Here is a 24,004-nt window from a genome sequence, read left to right on the forward strand (position 1 = left end):
CCGGGCGCCAGCAATTGTAAAGTCTGTTTCGCTTGACCATAACGAAATATTAATTTTGTGGGTAACGACAGGCCTGTGATCGGTTAATCGTCGCCTGGAGAGCATCAAGGATGTCCGCTGGCTATAACAGCGATCGGTCACTTTGGCTCATGCGACCGAAAAAGGGGTCGGCCGGGCAGAATGAGGGTGCCGGATGATGATCAGGGTCCAAGTTTGCAGTTCATATGGAGGTTGTTAACAGTGCGCAACGCAAGAAAGAAATTGCTATACACGGCGCTGGTCGCCGGGTTGGGGCTCGTGGCAACGAGCGCTACCCCGGTGTGGGCGCAGGACGACGAGTCCCAGGTCGACACGACCGAGGCTCAGGATGAGGGCCGCCAGGAGGAATCAACGCTTGATCGTATCGAGGTGACTGGCTCGCTGCTGCAGCGAGAGGATTTCTCCTCGGCGGCGCCGATGCAGGTGATCGATGCCGAGACTCAGTTCCAGGCGGGTCAGTTGTCGGCCGCGGATATTCTGCAGAGCTCCTCAGTAGCTTCCGGTACCACGCAGATGAATAACCAGTTCGGTGGTTATGTCGTTCAGGGCGGCACCGGCGTGCAGACCCTGGATCTGCGCGGCCTTGGTACTTCGCGCACTCTGACGCTGCTCAACGGGCGTCGCCCCGGCGGCTCGGGAACGCGTGGCGAAGTGCAGGCCGTGGACCTGAGCATGATTCCCGACATTGCAGTCAGCCGTTTTGAAATCGTGCTTGACGGCAGCTCTTCCATTTATGGTTCCGACGCCGTGGCTGGTGTGGCCAATATCATCACCCGTCGATCGGTCGATCGGACAGAGCTCAATGTCGCTGTCGACGCTCCGCTTGACAGCGGCGGCGAGTTCTATCGTTTTGGTGCCATTACCGGCGCCAACTTCGACAATGGCAGTCTGACCTTCTCGGCGCAGTACGAGAAGCAGAAGGCCCTGCGCGCTGGGGATCGCGATTTTCTCAGATGCGAAAAGGATCGGGTCTGGAATGCCGATGGCCATCGCATCGATCGGGAAGACCGCTCCGTTAATGCCGGTACTTCGACCGGTGGTTGTTACGGCATGTGGTACGACTCGATCATTGATGGGCTGACGGGTGATCGCTGGATCACTTCTCCCGATGGCGAGTTTGCCGGCCCCTTCCCCGGTCGCCGTGATCTCCGTGACAATCGCTACGACGAAGAGCCGTATGGGCAGGCCTGGTACGAAACCGTACGCAACGGCAAGTTCATGGAGTCGGAAACGGTCATCAACGAACGCGAGCGCATGAACTTCTATGCGACGGCCGACTTCACCTTCGGCGATGTCGAGTGGGACGCCGATTTTCTCTACAGCAATCGTGAAACCACGCGTGAGGGCTGGCGCCAGTTCTTCCCGTTTATTGGCGGCGCTCAGGCCGCTGCGCTGACCGGTGATGGCAGCCTTGCCTACGCTAACGATCCGACCTGGAATCCGCTTGACCCGGCGGTTTCACCGGTGGAAGGGCAGTTGACCCAGCCTCTCTACCCGTACCCGCTCAACTCGAACATCGACGTTGACTACTACTATGCCTCGACCGGCCTCACCGGCCGCTTGCCGACCAAGAATTACTGGAGCTGGCAGGTGCATGGCAGCTACTCACGCTCGGACGGCGACTACCGGCAGAACGCCATCGACGGCAGTCGCACGGGTGACGTTGATTACGACCTCAACCCGCCAAGCTATGATCCGTTTGATCCGGGTTATCTGAACGGCAACAAGATGGACGAGCTGATCAGCATCGTCGGTGCCGACACGCTCGGTAACACCCTTTATGAGCAGTGGCAGGTTACCGGTCTCATTACTGGCGACCTGTTCGAGCTTCCGGCCGGCACCGTCGGCACGGCGCTTGGGGTGGAATACCGCGATTTCCGTATCGACGACCAGCCCGATCCGCTGTCACAGGCAGGCGATTCCTGGGGCCTTTCTTCAGCAACCGTGACCAAGGGCAGCAACAACGTCGCCGAGGTCTTTGGCGAGGTCGAAGTGCCGCTTCTGGCAGGTATTCCCGCGTTTGAATCGCTGACCTTCAACGGTTCCGCCCGCTACTTCGACTACGACAGCGGCGGCAGCGATGCCGTGTGGAAGGCTGGCCTGAACTGGCAGATCGTACCCACCGTACGTCTCCGCTCCACGGCTGGAACGTCCTACCGCGCACCGGCACTGTTCGAGCAGTTCCTCGGTGACCAGAGCGGGTTTGTCGGTCAGACGCTCGACCCCTGCATCGAGTGGGAGGACAGCACCAACGAAAACATCCGTACCAACTGTGCCGCTGAAGGTATCCCGGGTGATTACGCGGGCGTGGGCTCTTCGATCACGGTCATCTCCGGCGGTGGCGTCGACAATCTCGAATCCGAGACTTCCGACGCGTACAACTTCGGTATCGTCTGGACGCCCGAATTCACCAACCTCAACGTGGCGCTGGACTGGTACCAGATCGAGGTCAAGGATCAGATCGCCCAGCTGGGTGCGAGCGCCATTGCGGCCGGTTGCTACACTGGTGACAATTTCCCGAACCAGTTCTGCGAACTGCTGACTCGTAACCCGGGTGATGCGCCGATCGGTGCCTACAACATCGACGTCATCAACGACAGCTACGTCAATATCAACACCCAGAAAGTCGAGGGTCTGGACCTGAACCTCACCTGGAAGCAGAACTTCAACTGGGGTAGCCTCAACCTGGAGTCGCAGACGACACGGCAGCGCAAGAACGAGCTGCAGCTCTTTGCCCCGGGTGAAGTCGACGGATATGACGATCTGGACGTGGTGGGAGATATCGGTACGCCCGAGATCGTCAGCAATCTCCGTGCCACCGCCCGCAGAGGCGACTGGTCGGCGACCTACTACATGCAGTACGCTTCATCCACGGACGCATCTCGCTTCGCCAATGCCGAGATCAGCTACTACGGTGAAGACAACGCGTACCGCGATATCAAGTTCGAGGCCTGGTGGCAGCACAACCTGTCGTTCCTGTATCAGCAGGACCGTTGGGACTTCCTTATCGGGGTCAATAACATCTTCGATGAGAAGCCCGACCTGGTGTCGGCCGGCGCTGCTGGCGCGGTCTATACGCACGGCAACTTCCCGATCGACGGTACTCAGGCGAGCCTGCTGGGACGGCGGATCTTCAGCCGTATCAACTACCGCTTCTGATCGACTGGAGACCCTGAAAAACCTTTCAAGGTTATTTCGCAGATGGCGCCCCACCGGGGCGCCATTTTTTTTTAAACTAGCGAGCCAAAGATCACTTTCCACAGAATTGCTCTTGCGCTACAGCAGCGCAGTAAACAGTCAGCACAGCGGGATACGCATCATGTTCAAGGCCTTTCGGACACTCAGTATTGCAGCACTCATGATTTTTGGGAGCGCAGTTCATGCAGCACCCATCTCTATCGAGTCCATCGCGCGTCAGCCCGCGATCAGCTCGGTATCGATGAGCACTGACGGCAAGCACCTGGCAGCCATCATCAGCGCGCCGGGCAGCGACCATCGAGATACCGCGCTGGCGACCTGGGATCTGGACAATCTCGATCAGGGGCCGGTGATTACCCCCAGCGGCGACAAGATGAAGTTCATCCACGCGGCAGCGCTCAAAGCGGGGAAAGTGCTCGTGACGGGTCGGCAGGAAATGACTGCAGCCCTGGGCGGGTGTGGCGAAGGCAGGGACTTCGGCGCAGAGACCACCTTCATTTTCAAAAGCTATCTGACAGATGCCCAGCACAAGGATTTCGAGGAGGCCTTTGAGTCGGGCAAGCGCATGCTGGGCGCCAGCGAGGCGACCAAGCGCTGCGCTGAACTGACCGGCACCGCAGGCCTGGTCAGCCTGCTGCCGCTGGACCCTGAAAAGGTAATTGTCCGTAGAACCAACATGCTGAAGCTCACCAGCAACTATTACGAATACGACTTGACCAGCGGCCGGATCAACTTGCGTTTCAGGGGCAGTCCCGAGGCCTCACCTGGCCTGTTTCACCCGCGCAACGGGCAACTGCTCACGCGCAACGCCATGACCGCAAAGTCGGGTAATCGTTACGAGCAGAGCATTGAAATACGCAACCCTGAAACCGGAGAATTCGAAAAGCATGATGAACTGAAGACCATGCTCGCCGACCGCGTGCAGATGCGAATGGTCGGCATTGATGAGGACAGCGGCAAGTACTATGTACTGACAGACAAGTTCTCGGATCTGGTGCAAGCCTGGGAGTATGATCCCAAGGCCCGGTCTTTCAGCGACAAACCACTGCTGGCCCATCCCCGCTTTTCCATCGCGCGCCTTGGCTTCGGAACTCAGCCCGATAACTTCAACGAAGTCGTTTCGTTCACCGTGGCTGGTCCGGTTCATGAGACTACTTATGTCAATGCCGAAATGCGGGCTCTGCACGATGGTCTCAAAAAGCAGTATCCCGACCAGACGGTATCCATAACGGCTTACAACGAGGGCCTCTCACGGGTGCTTTTCCAGACCTCCAGCAATCGGCATCCGACCAGTTACCATCTTCTGTTTGACGGCAAGAGAATTCAGACGCTTGGCAGCGAGCGGCCCTGGATCGACTCTGAGGATCTGGGCGAGCAGCGCTGGATCACCTATGCGGCGCGGGATGGAATGAAGATTCCCGCCCTGCTGGATTTGCCGGCAGGCTGGAACAAGGAGGAGGATGGACCGCTGCCGCTCGTGGTCAATCCGCACGGTGGGCCCTGGAGCCGGGACTTCGGCGGTTGGGATGCTTCCGGCTGGGTACCGTTTCTGACCTCCCGCGGATTTGCCGTGCTGCGCCCGCAGTATCGCGGCAGTCAGGGCCTGGGCCGTAAACTCTGGGTCGCCGGCGACGCCGAATGGGGGCAGAAAATGCAGGACGACAAGGACGATGGTGCCAAGTGGGCGGTGGAGCAGGGCATTGCCGATCCCGATGCGCTGGTGATCTTTGGCTATTCATATGGCGGGTTTGCCGCTGCAGCAGCGACCGTGCGGCCGGACACCCCATTCCGCTGTGCCATTTCCGGCGCTCCGGTGACCAACCTGACCCGTATTGGCACTCGCTGGAGCCAGAATCGCACGCAGCGTCTGCTGCAGGGGGTTACCGTACGCGGCATGGATCCGATGCAGAATACCGACAAGGCGCACATCCCGGTCCTGATCTATGTGGGTAGCCGTGACGTGCGCACCCCGGAGCGTCACGCCCGGGAATTCTATCGCGCGGTCAAGGACAGGGTCCCGGCTCGGCTGGAGATCATCCAGGACATGCCGCATCAGATGCCGTGGTATTACCGACATCACGAGGAAACGTTGTCGTTGATCAGCGACTTTCTCCGCAAGGAATGCGGGTTCGATGATTTCCCAAGGGCCAGCAGCTAGATCGCTCGGAGCTTGCAAAGCTGAAAAGGGCGTCCACTGGACGCCCTTTATGCTGTTGATCTGGTCATAGGTGCCGACCCGCTATGAAATGCGCCGCCGGATTACGCCAACGCCCAGTCCTTCGATCGAAAAGTCGTCAGAGGCGCGGACACGAATCGGCATATTGGCCGGATTTTCGGCCTGCAGGAGGATGCTGTTGCGGCGTCGTTGCAGGCGCTTGACGGTGACTTCGTCATTGATGCGCGCAACGATGATCTGCCCATCTGCGGCTTCCGGTGTGCGGTGAACCAGCAACAGGTCGCCGTCGTTGATGCCGGCCCCGATCATGCTTTCTCCGTGCACGCGCAGGGCGTAGTCGGGCGCTGGGTGGAAGTGTCTGGCATCCACTGCCAGCTCGTCTTCGAGGTTCTCGACGGCCAGTAACGGCGAGCCCGCGGCCACTCGCCCGATGATGGGCACGCTGCCCGACGTTGTCGACCGCGGCTGCCGACCAACAAGCACGATACCCCGTGCACGGCCGGGCCGCAGCTCGATGGCGCCGCGCTGTGCCAGGGCTCGAAGGTGGCACTGCGCGGCGTTGGGTGAGGCAAAGCCGAAATGCTCGACGATTTCCGCCCGCGTGGGTGGCAGGCCCTCGAACTGCGTGCGCTGTTCGATGAACTCCAGGATCTGCTGCTGGCGCGGCGTCAATTGCATCGCTTGACTGTATCAAAAAACAGCTTGTTGCGGTTTCAGTCAGTCAGAATGACGCTCCCTGAAATCTGCCAGCGTGAACGGGTCATCGGATAGCGGGCGTAGGGCCACCACGGGTCGTAGTAAAGCCATGGGCCGGTGTCGTGATGGATTACGACCTCCTCGGGCCAGAGGTACAGAGCGCGCGCCTCGACGCGTGGATAAATGTATTGAAACTCCCCGATATGGCCTTCGACAAAGCCGGTGAGCTCGCCCATGATCGTCAGATCGCGACCGGTCTCGAAAATCGCCGGGTCTTCGAAGCCATCGCGGCAGGCCAGAAAGCGCCCTTGGTGGCCGTCACCGGCCAGCGGTCGGGCACGTTTGTCCAGCGGCTGCGACAGCACTTCGATGCAGGTCTCTGCTTTGCCTGGTCGGGTGTCGACGATGTATCCACCCCAGCGAACCGTCTGCCCGACATCGTGGTCGCTGGATTCCTCAGGGGCGACGGCGGAGACTTCGCCTTCGAGTGGACGGGGAATGCTTGCGCACCCGCTGGCGAGCAGAACGGTCAGGGCCAGACCGGCAACCAACTTGTTCATGGGGATCTCCTCCGGCATTTTCAGAGCGTCTTTGATCGTATTAGACGCCGAGACCGCCTCACGGTTCAAGCGCTGCTGTCAGAGGCAGGCGGCGCACTGCCCTGATGAAGTGCGCGCGGCGCTCGGGGTCGTTGAGCTCGCCGTAATGCAGCAGGCAATAGAGCCTGGCCAGCTCGCGCAGGCGCCCACCCGATTTTAGCTCGGGGGCCACGCGTCCGGCCCAGTCCAGGGGTGTTTCACCGGTAAGTGGCCCCAGCCCGCGCCGGCGCAGGCGTTGCCCCAGCCGCTGCCAGGCGCGAACCACCGGATCCGTTGAACCCGCGGCCGCGCGCAGCCAGAACCAGGCGATCCCGCCGACGAGCAGGCCGATGACGACGACCATGAACAGCGCCAGCCCCGTGCGCGAGAGATCGGGCAGGCCCATGAACCCCATCAGGCGCTGCTGGCGCGCGGCGTCAAAGCCGAGCACCCAGGAGTTCCACAGGTGTTGCAGGCGATCGTAGCGGTTGCGCAGCATCAGAAGCCAGTCGCGGTTGCCGCTGCCTCCGGCGACGCTGCCGGCCCCGCTTTCTATGCGGTCCGGAGACACCGCGGCGGTGGGGTCAACGCGAGTCCAGCCGCTGCCGGCCAGCCAGACTTCGACCCAGGCATGAGCGTCGGACTGTCTCACCAGCAGATACTCGCCGCCCTCCTGCCAGTAGCCGCCCTGGTAGCCGGTTACCACACGCGTCGGAATATTGGCCGCGCGCATCATGACCGCAAACGCCGAGGCATAGTATTCGCAGTAACCTTCGCGCAAGTCGAAAAGAAATTCATCGGCGCTATGGCGGCCGAGTGGCGCGGTGTCCAGGCTGTAGAAGAAGGGCTCTTCCCGCAGCCAGGCGAGTACGTGCTCGATGAGCGCACGGTCGCTGTCGAACTGCTGGCGCAGCTCAGCGGCCATCCGGCGGGTACGTGGGTTGCGCCCCTCCGGAAGCTGCAGGGCCAGACGGCGAATGGTTTCAGGCAGCTGCGGCATGTCGGTGAAATCCGGATTGCTGCGCATCGAGTATTCGGTCAGCGTCGTGACCGGGTGGCGGCGGACGATCTGGAAGTCCATCGATATGCTGGCATTTTCCGGCTGAATGACGGGATAGTCGAGGGCAAACAACCAGCGTCGCTCGTGTGGCTCGAGCTGGACCGTATACCGATAGTCGTCACCGCCCGGCGCCACCTCCCTGGCGGGCGTGCGAGTGGGCAGGTACGAGCGCTCCCAGGTGTCGCCGTCGAAGCGCCAGAGTACGGGGCCGCGCCAGTAGCGCTGCTGAGGTGCTGGCGGCGCACCGTTGAACTCCGCCCGGAACGCCGGAGAGTCATCGATATACAGACTGGCGATGGCGCCGGGCGACATGCTGTCGGACAGGCCGGTCTTGCCGTCCATCACGCGGTCGGGCAGGCCCCAGAGCGGCTCGGCCAGCCGGGGGAAGGCGACAAACAGGACGAGCGCCATCGGCAAGGCGGCCAGAATCATGGCCGCTGCCTGTTTGGCCAGCGGTCGGGGCGGCAAAGGCTTGGCGGCATGACCGAGCTCGAGGCGCTGGATCTGCAGCAGGGCACAGAACACCAGCAGGACGCCGCCAAACAGGTAGGCAATGTAAACGAACCGCTCGCTGAAAAGAAACTGACTGGCGATGAGAAACAGCGACACCGACGCGACCATTCGCATGTCGCGCAGGCGTTTGAGTTCCAGCATCTTGGCGGCCAGCATCAAGCACAGCAGCGCGGTTGCTCCGCGCCGGCCCCACAGCCCGCCGAGGCTGATGATCAGCACGGCGATGAGGCCCAGGGTCAACAGCAGCCGCAGCCAGGTCGGCGGCAGCCGCCAGTGCCGCAGCGCTGCAACAACGCGCCAGCCGCTCAGCGCCAGGGCCAGCACGCCGAGCAGCGGCGGCATCGACAGCAGGTGGGGCAGGGCGGCCAGCAGAAAAGCCGCTGCCGTCCACGCCAGCGGCAAAGCCGGCAGGGCCATGGGGGTTGGCTTCACAGTTCGGCCAGGGCCCGCAGGCCGGCGTGCTTGTGTTTCTCGCCGCGGCCCGGCCCGAGCTGATCGGTTCCGGTGTCGAGCGACCAGCGGCGACCGTCGCCCTCCGCCCGCAGGATCCAGGCGGTGAGGATGCTGATGCGTTCCTCAGCGTCGCGCCCGGGCGTTGTTGCCAGGCTGAAGGCGAGGTCGCGAGCACGCTCCTGCCGGAACTCCCGTGACAGCAGCGTCCCGTGCCTCTGGCTGGCCTTCCAGGCGATCCGATGCAGCGGGTCACCCTCACGCCAGCGCCGCAGGCTGTGAAATTCATCGCCCTCTTCTCGGGCGGGCCGGTGCTGCCCGTGCTGCGCACTGCCTGTTTCCGGCAGCGGGGGTGCGTCGACGGCCGGCCGGGGCCACACCAGAAAAGCGGTGGTCGGCTCGAACCAGGACCAGGCGCGAAACAGCCCCAGCGGCTGGGTGGTGGCAATGCGGAGCCTGCCGGCGTGCTGCCATCCGCGCCGGGAGGTGGGCAGTTCGATGACGACCTTGCTCGAGCCGCCAGCCGGCACGCTGAACTGAGCACGAGCATTCGACGCGCTCAACACCAGGCCTTCACGTGCAGCCGTGCCGGGCTCGATGACCGCCAGATGCCAGCGGGCAGGGTCGCCGACATGGACCGGTTGTGCCAGGCCCTGAAGCAGTTTCAGGCCGCGCAAGTTGCGATACGCCAGCAGCATCGAGTTGGTCGCCGCTGAAGCGACGAGAAAGGTGGTCAGCAGACCGAGGTTGTTGTTGAAGTTCAGGCTGCCGATCAGCATCGCGGCCATGAGGATTCCCAGCATCCAGCCGAACCGGGTCGGCAGGATGAAGATCTGCCGATAAGCCAGGCGCAGGGGCAGATTCGGCCGTGTGCGTCGCCTGAACCAGCGAGCAACAGGATTCGCGGGCCGTGCGCCAGCCCGTGCACCGCTGGTCTGGCTCATCAGGGGACGGGCGTCGACTCCAGGATTTCCGCCGCCACGGCATCGCCGCTCATGTTCGATTCGGCCACCGGCTGAAGGCGATGTGCCGCCAGCGCCGGGAAAATGGCGCGGACGTTGTCGGGCAGGCAGAAATCCTGTTGCATGACCAGCGCGTGAGCTCGTGCCGTCTGGATCAGGGCCAGGGCTGCGCGCGGGGACAGACCCGCTTTGACTGCCGGGTGGGAGCGCGTGGCCGCGACCAGCGCCTGGATGTAGTCCAGCACCGGCTCGGAAACGTGCACAGCGCCGGCAAGCTCGATCAGTTGCACAACCCGCCCGGGATCGAGGACCGGCTGCACGCCCATGAGCAGGTCGCGGCGATCGGGTTCGATCAGTAGTCGCCTTTCTTCGGCTGCCGAGGGGTAACCGACGCGGGTGCGCAGCAAGAAGCGATCCAGCTGGGAATCGGGCAGCGGATAGGTTCCGGTCAGGTCAAGCGGGTTCTGCGTGGCAATCACGTAGAACGGACGTGGAAGTTCATGCGTCTGGCCGTCCACCGTGACCTGGCCTTCGGCCATGGCTTCGAGCAGCGCTGATTGCGTGCGCGGCGTGGCCCGATTGATTTCGTCGGCAAGCACGACATTGGCAAAGATCGGCCCCGGTCGGAATTCGAAGCGCTCGCCTTCGCGCCGGAACACCGACACCCCGAGGATATCGGCCGGCAGCATATCGCTGGTGAACTGGATGCGCTGCCAGTTGCCTCCAACTGCCAGCGACAGAGCCTGGGCCAGCGTGGTCTTGCCAACGCCGGGCAGGTCCTCGATCAGCAGGTGGCCGCCGGCAAGCAGCGCCGAGAAGGCGAGGTCGATGACCTCGCTCTTGTCGACGATGATCTCGTTGACGGTGGCTCGTGCCCGGGCCAGATCTTCCGCCAGGGGGGCCGTCGATCGGGCGGTTGATTGGCTACTCATCCAGCAGTGCGTTGACCTTGGCGGCGCAGATGAAGTCGTTTTCGCTCAAGCCCTCGATGGCGTGGGTGGTGAAGTGGATCAGGCAGAAGTTGTAGCCGGCCTCGAAGTCGGGGTGGTGGCCTTCCTGATTGGCCACCCAGGCCATCGCGTTGATGAAGGCCATCGTCTTGTAGAAGCCCTTGAACTCGAAGCGGCGGTAGATTCTCTTGCCGTCGGCATCGACCTGCCAGCCGGGAATCTGCGGCAGCAGTTCGTCGATACGATCGCGCTCGAGCGGATCGGTGCCGCCTTCACAGGGAACACACTTCTTCTCGGTCAGGGAATCGGTCATGGGGTCGGACATGATCAGGCTGCCTCCTTGTTCTTGGGTGGATAGGTGGGTTCGAACTCGCCCAGCGCGCGCGCCTTGCGGATCAGCGCAAGCAGATCGGCATTGGCCAGATCGAACAGGTCGTCCATGCGCTCGAGCACGTAATAGACCGTCTGGTAGATGTCGATTCGATAGGGTGTGCGAAGCGCGTCGATGGGATCGAACGGCCGACGTATCGGCTCGTCGCTTTCGAGCGAGTAGACGGTTTCGCCCGGCGATGAGGCGATGCCGCCGCCGTAAATGCTCAGCTGACTGCCGTTCTGGATCAGGCCGAACTCCACCGTGAACCAATACAAGCGTGCCAGGAAGACGCGTTCCTGCTTGCTGGCTTTTACGCCGGCCAGGCCGTAGGCGTGCGTGAAGTCGGCAAAGGCCTGATGCGTCAGCATGGTGGTGTGGCCGAAGATCTCGTGGAAGATGTCCGGCTCCTGCAGATAATCCATCGATTCGCGCGTGCGAATGAAGGAGGCGGCCGGAAACTTCTTGTCGGCAAGCAGCTTGAAAAAGCGGTCGAAGTTGATCAGTGCCGGTACCGGCGCCACTTCCCAGCCGGTGCGCTCGCGCAGTATGGCGGAGATTTCCTTCGGCTGGGGAATGCGATCGGCCGGAAGGTTCAGAACCTCCAGGCCGTCGAGGAACTCCTGGCAGACCCGGCCCTGCACCACCTTGATCTGGCGTTCATACAGTTCGCGCCACACGTCATGTTCTGCGTCCGTGTACGGGATGATGCCGTTTTCGTCCGGAACCTTGGCCTCGTACTTGGTTGGCTTGCCCATGAGTACCTCCTGGTAATTGATCCGTTTCATGTTATCACTTGTGGTGCGAGCGGCCTACGAGTGGGTAGGCGGCCAGCGGCGCAGGGGGAAAGAGGTGTGTAAGAAATTTCCTACATGCGGACGAGTGGATTTCCTACCTTGCGCCGGGTGGATTGCCGCTGTCGGCACGGCCGGGATCTTGAGAAACTGTACTTCAACGGCCTTGGCAGGTCAGCCCGTTGCTGGTACGGGCGCACCCAGGAGAGCCCCGACCGGGGTTCGCTGGGGGTTGAGGCGGCGCAATTTCCCCTGCGCCGCCTTTTTTTTCGAAACCGCTGCAAAACTACTGCGCGTGCGTCTGACGGCGTCCGGCGGTGCTCGTAATCTTCACGTATCAGCACATACACGCGCCACGGCTGCAGCCCGGCGCTTTTTGCGCTGCGCGCAAACCGCACCGTGCTTTCGCCTGCGCTGCGGTTCCTGCGCTCCGGCGGCCACCGTCAGACACCCGCTAGCTACGTTTTCCAGCGGCTTTCCTTCTCCTAGAGTTTCTCGAAAATCCCGGCGGCGCCCATGCCGGTGCCGATGCACATCGTGATCATTGCATAGCGCTGCTGGCGGCGCTGCAGGCCGTGAATGGCCTTGGCGGCCAGAACCGCGCCGGTTGCGCCCAGCGGGTGGCCCAGCGCGATGGCGCCGCCGAGCGGGTTGACCTTGTCGGGATCGAGACCGGTGTTTCTGATCACCGCAAGAGCCTGGGCGGCGAAGGCTTCGTTGAGTTCGATCCAGTCGAGTTCGTCCTTGCCGATACCGGTCTGTTTGAGCACTTTCGGGATGGCCTCGATCGGGCCGATGCCCATCACTTCGGGCGGCACGCCGGCCACCGAAAAGCCGCGGAAGACCGCCAGGGGCTCGAGCCCGAGTTCCTTGACCACCCGCTCGGAGACCAGCACCAGGGCGCCGGCGCCGTCCGACATCTGCGAGCTGGTCGCGGCGGTGACCGTGCCCTTGGCGTCGAACACCGTCCGGAGCTTGCCCAGCACTTCGGGTGTGGTGTCGCGGCGTGGACCCTCGTCGGTGTCGACAACCGTTTCGGTCTCGCGCACCGTGCCGTCGGCGCCGGGGATCCGGTTGGTCACGGTGACCGGGCGGATCTCGGTGAACTCGCCGGCGTCAATCGCCCTGATCGCCTTCTGGTGCGACCGGTAGCCGAATTCGTCCTGATCCTCGCGCGAGACGCCCCACTTCTTCGCCACTTTCTCGGCGGTGATGCCCATGCCGTAGGCGATGGCCAGGTTGTCGTCGGTAAAGACCTTCGGGTTCATCGCCACCTTGTGGCCCATCATCGGCACCATGGTCATCGACTCGGTGCCGCCGGCGATCATCACGTCGGCCTCGCCGAGGCGAATGCGGTCGGCGGCCATGGCAATCGTCTGCAGGCCCGACGAGCAGAAGCGGTTGACGGTCACGCCGGGCACCGAATCGGGCAGGCCGGCCAGCAGGGCGCCGATGCGGGCGACGTTCATGCCCTGCTCGGCTTCGGGCATGGCGCAGCCGACGATCACGTCCTCGACGCGCGCGGGGTCGAGATCGGGTACTTCGGCCAGCGATTCGCGAATGACATGCGCCAGCATGTCGTCCGGACGATAGTTGCGAAAAGCGCCCTTGAACGCCCGCGCCACGGGCGTTCTGACGGCGGAGACTACGTATGCGTCACTCATGATTCGATTCCTTTGCCTGATTCCTTACAACATGGAACCATGGAGATCACGGAATTCACGGACTGTCTTGAACCGATTTTCCGTGCATTCCGTGATTTCCGTGGTTTCTCGTGTTTGATGGTTCGCATCAATTGCGCAGCGGCTTGCCGGTCTTGAGCATGTGGGCAATGCGCTCCTGGGTCTTTTCCATCGCGCACAGCTCCATGAAATGCTCGCGTTCAAGGTCATGGATCCACGCCTCGTCGACCTTCGAGTCGCGGTCGATCTCGCCGCCGCAGATGGCCGTGGCGATGCGCCGGCCGATCTCGTGGTCGTGCTCGGAGATGAAGTGACCCTCGAGCATGTTGACCAGCAGCGTCCTGAGCGTGGCGATGCCGATATCGCCGGCGGCCGGGAAGCGGCGCCCGGCCATCGGCGGACGGTAGCCGGCGGCGGCCATCGCGCGCACGCCGTGGTGGGCGGCGTGCAGCAGCTCGTGTTCGTGCAGCACGATGCGATCGTGCGCGCGCAGATAGCCCATCTCGCGCGCTTCCATCGCCGAGCCGCTGACCTGGCCCATGGCGATCTGCTTGTAGCGCTTCTCCAGCAGGGGGTAGCTGTCGCCGGCCTTGGTGTCGTCGACGATCTGCATGGCCAGGGTGGCCAGGCCGCCGCCAGCCGGCACCAGCCCGACGCCGGCCTCGACCAGGCCCATGTAGCTTTCCAGGTGGGCAACGCGCATGGCCGCGTGCATGGCAAGTTCCAGGCCGCCGCCCAGGGCCAGGCCGCGAACCGCCGCGACCGAAGGCACGGATGCGTAGCGCAGCCGCAGGTTGACCGCCTGGAAGCCGGCAATCAGTTCGCGCACGCTGTCGAAGTCGCCTTGCTGGATCGCTTCGGCGGCGGCCTTGAGGTTGGCGCCGGCCGAGAAGGGGCCGGCGGGCTGCCAGATCACCAGGCCCTCGAAGTCGGATTCGGCCTGCTCGATGGCGGCGTTGAGGCCGTCGACCACGCCGTCATCGATCACCGCCATCTTGCCCTTGAGGCTGGCGATGAGAACATCGTCGTACAGGGTCCACAGCCGGATCGAGTCGGTCTCGTCAACGGTAGTGCCGGATTCGGTTTTCTCGCCCAGCAGGCGCACCGGCTGGTACTGGCGCTGGAATACCGGCAGATCCGGGCGCGGCAGGTAGCGCGCCTGATCGGCGGCCCAGGAGCCTTCGGCGGTGTGCGCGGCCTCGATCTTGCCGACCCAGTCGGGCAAATCTGCCTCGACGCCGGTGCGGCCCTTGGCAATATCCTTTTCGACCAGCTCGGCCATGGCCCGCCAGCCGGCCGACTGCCAGATCTCGAACGGTCCGACCTTCCAGCCATAGCCCCAGCGAATGGCCAGGTCGACTTCGCGCGCGCTGTCGGCAATCTCGGCCAGGTGGAAGGCGCAGTAGTGGAACAGATCGCGATGGATCGACCACAGCAGTTCGGTGTGCGGGTTCTCGCAGCGGGCCAGCGCGGCCAGTTTCTCGCCCGGGTCGCGGATCGAAAGTACCTTCTGAACCTCGTCGGGCAGCGCGTAGTCGGCGTCGCGATAGTCGCCCGATGCAGGATCCAGCACGCGGATGGTCTTGCCTTCCTTGCGGAAGACGCCCGCACCGGCTTTCTGACCCACGGCGCCGGCCTCGATGAGCTGCTTCAGCCAGGCCGGCTGCTTGAACCAAGCGTGCCAGGGATCTTTGGTGAGCTGGTCGTCCATCGTGTTGATGACGTTGCCGATGGTGTCCAGCCCGACCACGTCGGCAAGCCGGAAGGTCGCGCTCTTGGGGCGGCCGATGGCCGGGCCGGTCAGCGCGTCGACGGTGTCGAAGCCCAGGCCCAGGCGCTCGGCGTGATGCATGGTCGAGAGCATGGTGAACATGCCCACGCGGTTGGCGATGAAGTTGGCGGTATCGCGGGTGCGAACCACGCCCTTGCCCAGGTTGCGCGTCAGGAAGTCCTCGAGCAGATCCAGCACCCTGGCGTCGGTGGCGGCGTGTGGAATCAGCTCGACTAAGTGCATGTAGCGCGGCGGGTTGAAGAAATGCACGCCGCAGAAGCGCTCGCGCAGGGGCTCGGGGAGCTCGTTGGACAGCTCGGTGATCGACAGGCCCGAGGTGTTGGAAGCGAAGATCGCGTCGTCGGCGATATGCTCGGCAATCTTGCCGTAGAGGTCGCGTTTGATGTCCATGCGCTCGGCCACGGCCTCGATGATGAAGTCGCAGTCGCCGAGCTGCTCGAGATTGTCGGCGAAGTTCAGCGGCCGGATGAACTCGGCCAGGTCCTTGCTGGCAAGCGGCGCCGGCTTGAGCTTGCCCAGGCGCTTGATGCCTTCTTCGGCCAGCCGGTTGCGCGGCCCGTCTTCGCTGGGCAGGTCGTAGAGATCGACCGGAATGCCGGCGGCGGTCAGATGCGCGGCAATCTGCGCACCCATCACCCCGGCACCGAGTACCGCGGCGCGACGTACCTGAAGCTTGTGATTCGTCATCTGTGTTCCTTCATGTTCCGAATTGGGTTCAATGAAAATCTGGAGCCACGGAGGGCACGGAAGTCACGGAGGTTATCAAGCTCAAGATTCCGTGTGTTTCGTGCTCTCCGTGGTTTCTCGGGTTTTAGCTCGCCTTGGCCACCGGCGGCTGCATGGCCTGCTTGCCGCCGATTTGCTCGGGCGTGAACTCGTCGACGGCGATCACCTTCGCGGTCAGCTCCTGCGCGCGTTGGAGATCCGCGGCCTGTTCTTCGGTGATCACGCCTGCCGCGACGGCCTTTTCGACGACTCGGTCGACGTTGACCGGCGTCGGCACCGTCTTGAGCGCGTTGCGCACCGCCATCTCGGCGGGCGCAGCGGCAAGTGCCGCCTCGAAGGCTTGCGCCAGCAATCCGGTGGCGTCATCGGCCTGCGACTGATAGGCGCCGGCGATCAGCCGCTCTCTGCTGGCCGAGGCCTCCATGGTCAGCCGGGCGATGCGATGGGTTGTACGGTCGTCGACCGGTCGCTGTCTGCGGCCCCAGGGGAACAGCAGCACGCGCAGCGGGCCGCCGAGCGCTGCGATCGGGAAATTCTGGAGTACGGCATGGAGCGCGTTCTCGACCTGCTGAAGGCTGTCGGCCACCGCCCACTGCAGCAGCGGCAGATCCTCCTCGGGCCGACCGTCATCCTCGAAGCGGCGCAGTGAGGCCGAGGCCATGTAGAGGTGGGCCAGCGCGTCGGCCAGCCTGCCCGAAAGCTTTTCCTTGAACTTGAACTTGCCGCCGAGGATGAGCAGGCACAGATCGCCGGCGAGCGTGAACGCGGCGCTGAAGCGGTTGAGCTTGCGGTACATACCGGCGGTGGAGCCCGACACCGGCGAGCGGCTCAACAGCCCCCCGGTCAGAGCCAGCAGCGGGGCGCGCACGAAGTTGGAAATGACAAAACCCATGTGCCCGAACAGCGCGCTGTCGAAGGCCTTCGGATCGTCGTCGGCGGCCGACATCATTTCCTTGAGCAGCCAGGGGTGGCAGCGGATCGCGCCCTGGCCGAAGACGATCATCGAGCGCGTCAGGATGTTGGCGCCCTCGACGGTGATCGCCACCGGAATCGACTGCCAGGGAATCGACAGGTAGTTGTTGGGCCCCTCGACCACGGCCTTGCCGCCGTGTACATCCATGGCATCGTTGAGCACGCGGCGATTGGCTTCGGTGAGATAGGCCTTGAGGATGGCCGACAGCACGACCGGCTTTTCGCCCTGATCGAGCGCGCTCAAGGTCAGCTTGTGCGTCGCCTCCATGCGGTAGGTTTCGCCGGCGATTCGCGCCAGCGGCTCTTCGATGCCCTCGAAGTGGCCGATGGGCTGCTTGAACTGGTAGCGCACCCGGGCATAGGCGCCGGTGACCATGCTGGCCAGCTTGCCGTTGGCCACGCTCTGGGCGGGCAGGGAGATGGCCCGACCGGCGGCCAGGCAGTGCATCAGCATGCGCCAGCCCTGGCCTATGCGTTCGGCACCGCCGATGATCCAGTCGAGCGGTATGAACACGTCTTCGCCGCGCGTGGGGCCGTTGAGGAAGATGCTGCCGCCGGGCCGGTGGCGATCGCCGACCTGCACGCCCGGCGTATCGGTGGGGATCAGCGCGCAGGTAATGCCCAGGCTCTCGCGGTCGCCCAGCAGGCCGTCGGGATCCTTCGCCTTGAAGGCCAGGCCGAGCACGGTGGCCACCGGCGCCAGGGTGATGTAGCGCTTGTCCCAGCTCACGCGCAGACCGAGCACTTCTTTGCCGTTGTGCTGACCCTTGCAGACGATGCCTTCGTCGGGCATGGCGGCGGCGTCGGAGCCGGCCAGCGGTGAGGTCAGGGCAAAGCAGGGGATGTCCTCGCCTTTTGCCAGGCGCGGCAGGTAGTGCTTCTTCTGCTCGTCGGTGCCGAAGTGCATCAACAGCTCGCCGGGGCCGAGCGAGTTGGGCACCATCACCGACACCGCGGCCGAGAGGCTGCGCGTGGCGATCTTGGTCACCACCGCGGCGTTGCCCTGCGACGAGAAGCCCAGGCCGCCGTATTCCTTCGGGATGATCATGCTCAAAAAGCCCTTCTCGCGGATGAACTGCCAGGCTTCCAGGGGCAGATCCTTGAGCTCGGCGTTGATCTGCCACTCGTCGAGCATGGCGCACAGCTGCTCGACTTCGCTGTCCACGAAAGCCTGTTCCTCGCTCGAAAGGGCCGGTTTGTCGACCGCGAACAGTTTCTTCCAGCGCGGACGACCGGAGAACAGTTCGGCATCCCACCACACCGTGCCGGCGTCCAGCGCCTCGCGCTCGGTGTCGGATATGGAGGGCAGCACGGACTTGAACCAGCCGAACAGGCGGTCGGAGATCAGCACCCGGCGCAGCGGTCGGATGGCGGCCACGGACAGGGCGACGAAAGTCAGCGCGTAGAGGGTGACCACCGGCCAGGCGACCGGCAGCCAGATCGTGCCGGCCAGGGCGGCGGCCGCGAGCAGCGCGGCCAGCCACGCCGGCGAGCGGAACCAGGCCAGCGCGAGCAGGCCGATGATGAGCGCGATGATCAACAACCAGGTCATGACGTTGTCTCCAGGGTGCGTCGAACCCGTTCAGGGTCGGGGCTTTCAATACTTCCGCGCAGGCCGGCGGCAGCGAACTGCGCCAGCTCCGCGGCGATGGTGCGGGTGTCCTTCAGGGCCGATTCGGCCATGGTCAGCGTCAATGCGCCGACGATGAAATCGAGCTGGTGGCGAAGGCGCGTGTGGTCAGTCTCGGGCAGAGCTGCGGCCACGGCCTCGGCAAAGCGCCGCATGACGTGGGCGTATTCCTGGCGCATGGCCTCGTGCAGCGCCGTGTCGCGATCGGCGAAGGCCCGCAGCAGTAGCTGCATGAAGCGCTGTCCTTCGGCATCGCCGCCCTGCGTGAACTCCAGGGCCGGTTCCACGAAGGCGTCGAGCACGGCTTCCAGATCGGGCCGACCGTGTCCGCTTTCGACGGCATCGAGCCGCTCGAGCCGGGCGGCGTTGAGGGCGTCGAGCCGGCGGCGGAAGATCGCCCGGATCAGCGCCTGCTTGGAGCCGAAGTAGTAGTTGACCGCGGCCAGATTGGCCCCGGCGGCCTGCGTGATCTGCCTGAGCGTGGTCAGATGAAACCCCTGTTCGGCGAACAGGCGCTCGGCGGCGTCGAGAATGCGATCGCGGGTCGAAACGGGCATGAAACGCTCGATTAAAACGAACGTTTTAATGCTACGCCGTACAGACGCATCATGCAAGCGGGCGAGCGCGAAACCCCGGAAAAGAGCCCATCTGATAACGCCAAAGACGCAGAGGCGCCAATAACAAAATGCTCAACGGCTTTCGCACTCGGCCGGGTCGACCTCGCGCGTTGCGCGCACTCGGCCCGGGTTGGAGACGATCACCGCGCGGGCGGCCTGTGGATTGTCCCTTGCGCAGACGCGGATGGTCAGATTGCTGCCGTAGGCGGCACCGCTGCCCTTGAAGCGGGCGCGCTTGCGGCCGCCGGAGTGCATGGTCTGCTCCGGAACCGCCTGGATCACCCGCAGCACGTCGTCGGTCTGCGTTGGTTGTCCACTCTTGTCCCCGTCGAGATAGACGATCCAGCCTGCCTCCCAGCGATTGCCGCCGGTGCAGCTCAGGCCGTCACTGCTCGGGCAGGCCGCTACCGGGGCATTGCGGCGGATGGCTTCGCTGCGCGCGAACTGCAGCTGGGCGACGACGTGGTTCGTGGTCGCGGTCACGCGTTGCTGCATGACGAGGCGACCGAAGGCCGGCACCACCAGGGTCAGAACAATCGCGAGGACGGATAAAGTGATCATCATTTCGATGACCGTGAATCCGGAGTGATCGGGCCGGTGCATGACAAACCTCCTCGACATCGCATGATTGGAGGCTTTGAGCATCACCCGGGGCCGCAGGCGTGGTCATCGGTGCGGTGCCGGTCGCGGGTGTAGGAAATCGCCGCGCCGCGCCGTCGGCGTGGTGCTCAGCGGGCCCGGCTGGCCGCTGGCGCGAGATCAGTCGCTGGCCAGGCGGGCTTCGAGGTCGGCCACCCGTTGTTCGAGCGCTTCGAGGCGTGCGGCCAGGTCCCTGTCATCGTCGGCCGCCATGGCGGGTTCCGGGGGCGTTTGTGCCGCGATATCCACCGGACCGCACAGCAGGTGCATGTAGCGGTCTTCGCGCTGGCCGGAGCGGCGCGGCAGGCGAGTGGCCATGGCCGGCTCCTTCTGCGACAGCCGCTCGAGTGTGAAGGCAACGTCGTCGGCGTCATCAAAGCGATGGATGCGCTCGCTGCGGGTAAGCAGCTCGTTGATCGTCTGGGGTCCGCGCAGCATCAGCAGGGTCAGTACGGCCAGCTGGCCCCGCGTCAGCTCCAGCCCCTTTTCGGCGGTGTGCCGGTAGCGTTCGGCGCGCGAGGAAAACTGATGTCGCACCAGGCCCTTGCGCTCGAGCTCGCGCAGGGCCTGGCCGACGCGACCCGGCTCGAGCTTCATCACCGGGTCACGGCTGGACTTCTGGTTACAGGCTGTGGTGGTGGCGTTGAGCGTCAGCGGATAGGCATCCGGGGTGGTCGCTTCCTTTTCCACCAGGCAGCCCAGCACGCGTGCCTCAACGGCGCTGAGGCGAAGGCCTTGCGGTTCTTCGGTTTCGCCATGATGATGAGCGGTCGATTCGTCGTCCATGAGCTGGCCTTTTTGTGGTTGCCGGCGGCGGGTTCTAAAGCGCCTGGCCGATGCGTTCGATCGCGGTCTTGAGCGTGTCGAGACCGCAGGCGAACGACAAGCGAAGGTGGCCGGCGGTGCCAAAGGCCGTGCCGGGCACGGTGGCGACCAGGGCCTTGTCGAGCAAGTGTTCGGCCAGCTCGATGTCATCGTTGAGCCCCAGCTTCTCGATTGCGCCGCTGAAGTCGGCAAAGGCATAAAACGCGCCTTCGCCGGGCTCGCAGTGCACTCCCGGGAGCGCATTCAACGCCGGAATCAGCCAGTCGTGGCGCTGCTTGAAGGCCGCGCACATTTCGCCGACGCAGCTCTGGTCACCGTTGAGGGCCGCCACCGCGGCGGCCTGGCTGATCGAGCTGGGGTTGGAGGTGCTCTGACCCTGGATCTTTTTCATCTCTCTGATGATCGGCTCCGGCCCCGCGGTATAGCCGATGCGCCAGCCGGTCATCGCGTAGGCCTTGGAGACGCCGTTGACCACCAGCGTGCGATCGCGCAGCGCGGGCACGACCTGGGCGAGCGTCGAAAAAGGTTCATCAGCCCACCAGATGTGTTCATAGATATCGTCGGTGCAGATGACGATTCTCGGGTTGTCCAGCAACACTTCGCCGATGGCTGCAAGCTGTTCGCGGGTATAGGCGCGACCGCTGGGGTTGCTTGGTGAGTTGAGCACCAGCAGTCGGGTCTGGTCGGTGATGGAGGCCGCCAGCTGCGACGGCGTGATCAGATAGCCATTCCTGGCGTCGGTGTTGAGTATCACCGGCGCACCGCCAGCCAGTCGTGCCATGTCCGGGTAGGAGACCCAGTAGGGCGCGGGAATCAGGACTTCATCGCCTTCATCGACCAGTGCCTGCATCAAGTTGTACAGGCTCTGCTTGGCGCCGGTCGAGGCCAGTATCTGGTTGGGCTCGTAGCTGAGCTCGTTGTCGCGCTGCAGCTTCGAGATGATCGCCTGCTTCAATTCCGGCGTACCGTCAACCGGCGTATAGCGGGTCTGGCCGGCCTCGATGGCTTCGGCCGCGGCCTTGCGAATGTGGGCCGGGGTGTCGAAGTCGGGCTCGCCCGTGCTCAGCGAGATCACGTCCTTGCCGGCGGCCTTGAGTTCACCGGCCTTGGCCGCCATGGCAAGGGTGGCGGAAGGTTTGACCTGGCTGACGCGTGCTGCGAATCGAAAAGTCACGATAGAACTCCCTACTGATTTCTGTTGTTCGGCGGCCGATGATGGCCACCCACGAGGACACGATGATGGTTGCCATTATAATGCCCCTGACGATGTTGACGAGTGAGCCGGACCAATGAGCAGGCGTTTTCGCATGGCGTCGAGCTATCAGCCGGCCGGCGACCAGCCGACCGCGATCGATGCGCTGGTCAAGGGGCTGGAAGCGGGCGAGTCACACCAGACCCTGCTGGGGGTGACCGGCTCGGGCAAGACGTTCACGATGGCCAACGTGATCGAACGCGCTCAGCGTCCTGCCCTGGTGATGGCACCCAACAAGACCCTGGCCGCGCAGCTCTACGGCGAATTCAAGGCCTTTTTCCCGGACAATGCCGTCGAGTATTTCGTCAGCTACTACGACTATTACCAGCCCGAGGCCTACGTGCCTTCCTCGGATACCTTCATCGAGAAGGATGCTTCGATCAACGAGCATATCGAGCAGATGCGTCTGTCGGCGACCAAGGCGCTGCTGGAGCGGCCGGATTCGCTGATCGTTGCCACGGTGTCGTGCATCTACGGTCTGGGCGATCCCGGTTCGTTTCTGAAGATGACGCTGCCGCTGAAGGTGGGCGAGCCGCTGAGCCAGCGCGAGATCCTGCGCCGGCTTGCCGAGATGCAGTACTCGCGCAACGATTTCGAGCTCAGGCGCGGCACCTATCGGGTGCGGGGCGACGTCATCGACATGTTCCCGGGCGATTCGGAAATGGAGGCGGTGCGCGTCGAGCTGTTCGACGACGAGATCGAGCGCATCAGCTTCTTCGACCCGCTCACCGGCGAAGTGCGCGAGAAAACCGACGCGCTGACGATCTTTCCCAAGACCCACTACGTCACCCCGCGCCAGGTCGTGCTCGACGCCGTCGACGCAATCAAGATCGAACTCAGGGAGCGCCTGGAACACCTGGAAAAGGCCGGCAAGCTGCTCGAGGCCCAGCGCCTGGGTCAGCGCACCCAGTTCGATATCGAGATGATGCTCGAGCTCGGATATTGCCAGGGCATCGAGAACTACTCGCGCCACCTCACCGGCCGCCAGCCCGGTGATCCGCCGCCGACCCTGTTCGATTATCTGCCCAGGGACTCGATCCTGATCGTCGATGAGTCACACGTGACCATCCCGCAGGTCGGCGGGATGTTTCGCGGCGACCGCGCCCGCAAGGAGACGCTGGTCGATTACGGTTTCCGGCTGCCTTCGGCGATCGACAATCGGCCGCTGACCTTCGAGGAGTTCGAGGAGCGGGCCCCGCAGATGATGCTGGTGTCGGCCACGCCCAGGCAGTGGGAATTCGACCACTCGACCACGGTGGCCGAGCAGGTCGTACGCCCGACCGGGCTGGTCGATCCCGAGGTCGAGGTGCGGCCGGTGGCCAGCCAGGTCGACGATCTGCTGTCGGAAATCGGAGATCGCGTCAGCCAGGGCGATCGCGTGCTGGTGACCACGCTGACCAAGCGCATGGCCGAAAACCTGACCGAATACCTGGTCGAGCACGACGTGCGGGTGCGCTATCTCCACTCCGATATCGACACCGTCGAGCGCGTCGAGATCATCCGCGACCTGCGCCTGGGCACCTTCGACGTGCTCGTCGGCATCAACCTGTTGCGCGAAGGCCTGGACATGCCCGAAGTCTCGCTGGTCGCCATCCTCGATGCCGACAAGGAAGGTTTCCTGCGTTCGGAAGGCTCGCTGATCCAGACCATTGGCCGCGCGGCCCGCAACGAGCGCGGCAAGGCGATTCTCTATGCCGACAAGACCACCAACTCGATGAAGCGCGCGCTCGAAGAAACCGAGCGTCGACGCGCCCGGCAGATTGCCCATAACGAAAAACACGGCATCACGCCGCAGACCATCCGCAAGAACATCGCCGACATCATGGCCGACGCCCAGCAGATGCCGGGCAAGAAGAAGCCGGCGCGCCAGGTGGCCGAGGAACGCGCCTCCGAGTACGCGATCGAGCCGGTCTCGCCCGAGGATGCCGCGCGCGAGATTGCCCGGCTCGAAAAAGACATGTTCAAGGCGGCCGAGAACCTGGAATTCGAGAAGGCGGCCGAGATTCGCGACCGCATCCACCGAATGCGCGATCAGGGCTTCAAGGTCGCGACCTGATGCCCCTGGCGCAAGAATCTGACGCGG

Annotated in this window: 17 protein-coding genes; 3 read left to right on the forward strand and 14 right to left on the reverse strand. The window is 63.8% G+C overall.

Annotated elements, in window-relative coordinates:
- Positions 1-240: 240 nt before the first annotated feature.
- Complete coding sequence (locus tag ACEWQZ_RS13365) at positions 241-3,198, forward strand: TonB-dependent receptor plug domain-containing protein (RefSeq protein WP_476483603.1); 2,958 nt, start codon at positions 241-243, stop codon at positions 3,196-3,198.
- 1,447 nt (positions 3,199-4,645) lie between these two features.
- Entirely contained in the window at positions 4,646-5,395 is a 750-nt protein-coding gene (locus tag ACEWQZ_RS13370) for an alpha/beta hydrolase family protein (protein ID WP_476483658.1), read from the forward strand.
- 81 nt (positions 5,396-5,476) lie between these two features.
- Here ACEWQZ_RS13370 and lexA read toward each other — a convergent pair whose 3' ends face one another.
- The 14 genes from lexA to ACEWQZ_RS13440 all read right to left on the reverse strand — a co-directional run bounded on the left by lexA (position 5,477) and on the right by ACEWQZ_RS13440 (position 21,843).
- Positions 5,477-6,091 (reverse strand): transcriptional repressor LexA, encoded by a 615-nt coding sequence (gene lexA, locus ACEWQZ_RS13375; RefSeq protein ID WP_476483604.1) that lies wholly within the window; start codon positions 6,089-6,091, stop codon positions 5,477-5,479.
- A 35-nt stretch (positions 6,092-6,126) separates the two neighbouring features.
- On the reverse strand, positions 6,127-6,669 hold the full coding sequence (locus tag ACEWQZ_RS13380; protein WP_476483605.1) for a Slp family lipoprotein: 543 nt from the start codon (positions 6,667-6,669) through the stop codon (positions 6,127-6,129).
- 58 nt (positions 6,670-6,727) lie between these two features.
- Positions 6,728-8,677, reverse strand: coding sequence for a transglutaminase TgpA family protein (locus ACEWQZ_RS13385; protein WP_476483606.1), 1,950 nt, complete (start codon positions 8,675-8,677; stop codon positions 6,728-6,730).
- An 11-nt stretch (positions 8,678-8,688) separates the two neighbouring features.
- Complete coding sequence (locus ACEWQZ_RS13390) at positions 8,689-9,498, reverse strand: DUF58 domain-containing protein (protein ID WP_476483607.1); 810 nt, start codon at positions 9,496-9,498, stop codon at positions 8,689-8,691.
- A 155-nt stretch (positions 9,499-9,653) separates the two neighbouring features.
- Positions 9,654-10,604: an AAA family ATPase gene (locus ACEWQZ_RS13395; RefSeq protein WP_476483608.1), complete on the reverse strand. Its 951-nt coding sequence runs from the start codon at positions 10,602-10,604 to the stop codon at positions 9,654-9,656.
- Positions 10,597-10,935, reverse strand: coding sequence for a 4a-hydroxytetrahydrobiopterin dehydratase (locus ACEWQZ_RS13400; RefSeq protein WP_476483659.1), 339 nt, complete (start codon positions 10,933-10,935; stop codon positions 10,597-10,599). The genes ACEWQZ_RS13395 and ACEWQZ_RS13400 overlap by 8 nt, the downstream gene beginning before the upstream one ends.
- A gap of 14 nt (positions 10,936-10,949) precedes the next feature.
- On the reverse strand, positions 10,950-11,780 hold the full coding sequence (phhA, locus tag ACEWQZ_RS13405; RefSeq protein WP_476483609.1) for a phenylalanine 4-monooxygenase: 831 nt from the start codon (positions 11,778-11,780) through the stop codon (positions 10,950-10,952).
- A 491-nt stretch (positions 11,781-12,271) separates the two neighbouring features.
- Complete coding sequence (locus ACEWQZ_RS13410) at positions 12,272-13,450, reverse strand: acetyl-CoA C-acyltransferase (protein ID WP_476483610.1); 1,179 nt, start codon at positions 13,448-13,450, stop codon at positions 12,272-12,274.
- Between the two features lie 127 nt (positions 13,451-13,577).
- Positions 13,578-15,947: a 3-hydroxyacyl-CoA dehydrogenase/enoyl-CoA hydratase family protein gene (locus tag ACEWQZ_RS13415; protein ID WP_476483611.1), complete on the reverse strand. Its 2,370-nt coding sequence runs from the start codon at positions 15,945-15,947 to the stop codon at positions 13,578-13,580.
- Positions 15,948-16,071: 124 nt separating this feature from the next.
- Positions 16,072-18,510, reverse strand: coding sequence for an acyl-CoA dehydrogenase (locus ACEWQZ_RS13420; RefSeq protein WP_476483612.1), 2,439 nt, complete (start codon positions 18,508-18,510; stop codon positions 16,072-16,074).
- Positions 18,507-19,145: a TetR/AcrR family transcriptional regulator gene (locus tag ACEWQZ_RS13425; RefSeq protein WP_476483613.1), complete on the reverse strand. Its 639-nt coding sequence runs from the start codon at positions 19,143-19,145 to the stop codon at positions 18,507-18,509. The genes ACEWQZ_RS13420 and ACEWQZ_RS13425 overlap by 4 nt, the downstream gene beginning before the upstream one ends.
- Positions 19,146-19,277: 132 nt before the next feature.
- The gene (locus ACEWQZ_RS13430) at positions 19,278-19,808 is read right to left on the reverse strand and encodes a GspH/FimT family pseudopilin (RefSeq protein WP_476483614.1); all 531 of its coding nucleotides are present in this window, start codon (positions 19,806-19,808) and stop codon (positions 19,278-19,280) included.
- Between the two features lie 156 nt (positions 19,809-19,964).
- Positions 19,965-20,630 carry a YceH family protein gene (locus tag ACEWQZ_RS13435; RefSeq protein WP_476483615.1) on the reverse strand — a complete coding sequence of 222 codons (666 nt, stop codon included), beginning with the start codon at positions 20,628-20,630 and terminating at the stop codon, positions 19,965-19,967.
- Between the two features lie 34 nt (positions 20,631-20,664).
- Positions 20,665-21,843: a pyridoxal phosphate-dependent aminotransferase gene (locus tag ACEWQZ_RS13440; RefSeq protein WP_476483616.1), complete on the reverse strand. Its 1,179-nt coding sequence runs from the start codon at positions 21,841-21,843 to the stop codon at positions 20,665-20,667.
- A 115-nt stretch (positions 21,844-21,958) separates the two neighbouring features.
- Between ACEWQZ_RS13440 and uvrB the strand changes: the two genes are divergently transcribed.
- Positions 21,959-23,977, forward strand: a complete 2,019-nt coding sequence (uvrB, locus tag ACEWQZ_RS13445) for an excinuclease ABC subunit UvrB (protein ID WP_476483617.1) — start codon at positions 21,959-21,961, stop codon at positions 23,975-23,977.
- Positions 23,978-24,004: the final 27 nt, after the last annotated feature.

Source organism: Wenzhouxiangella sp. YN1, from assembly GCF_056324145.1.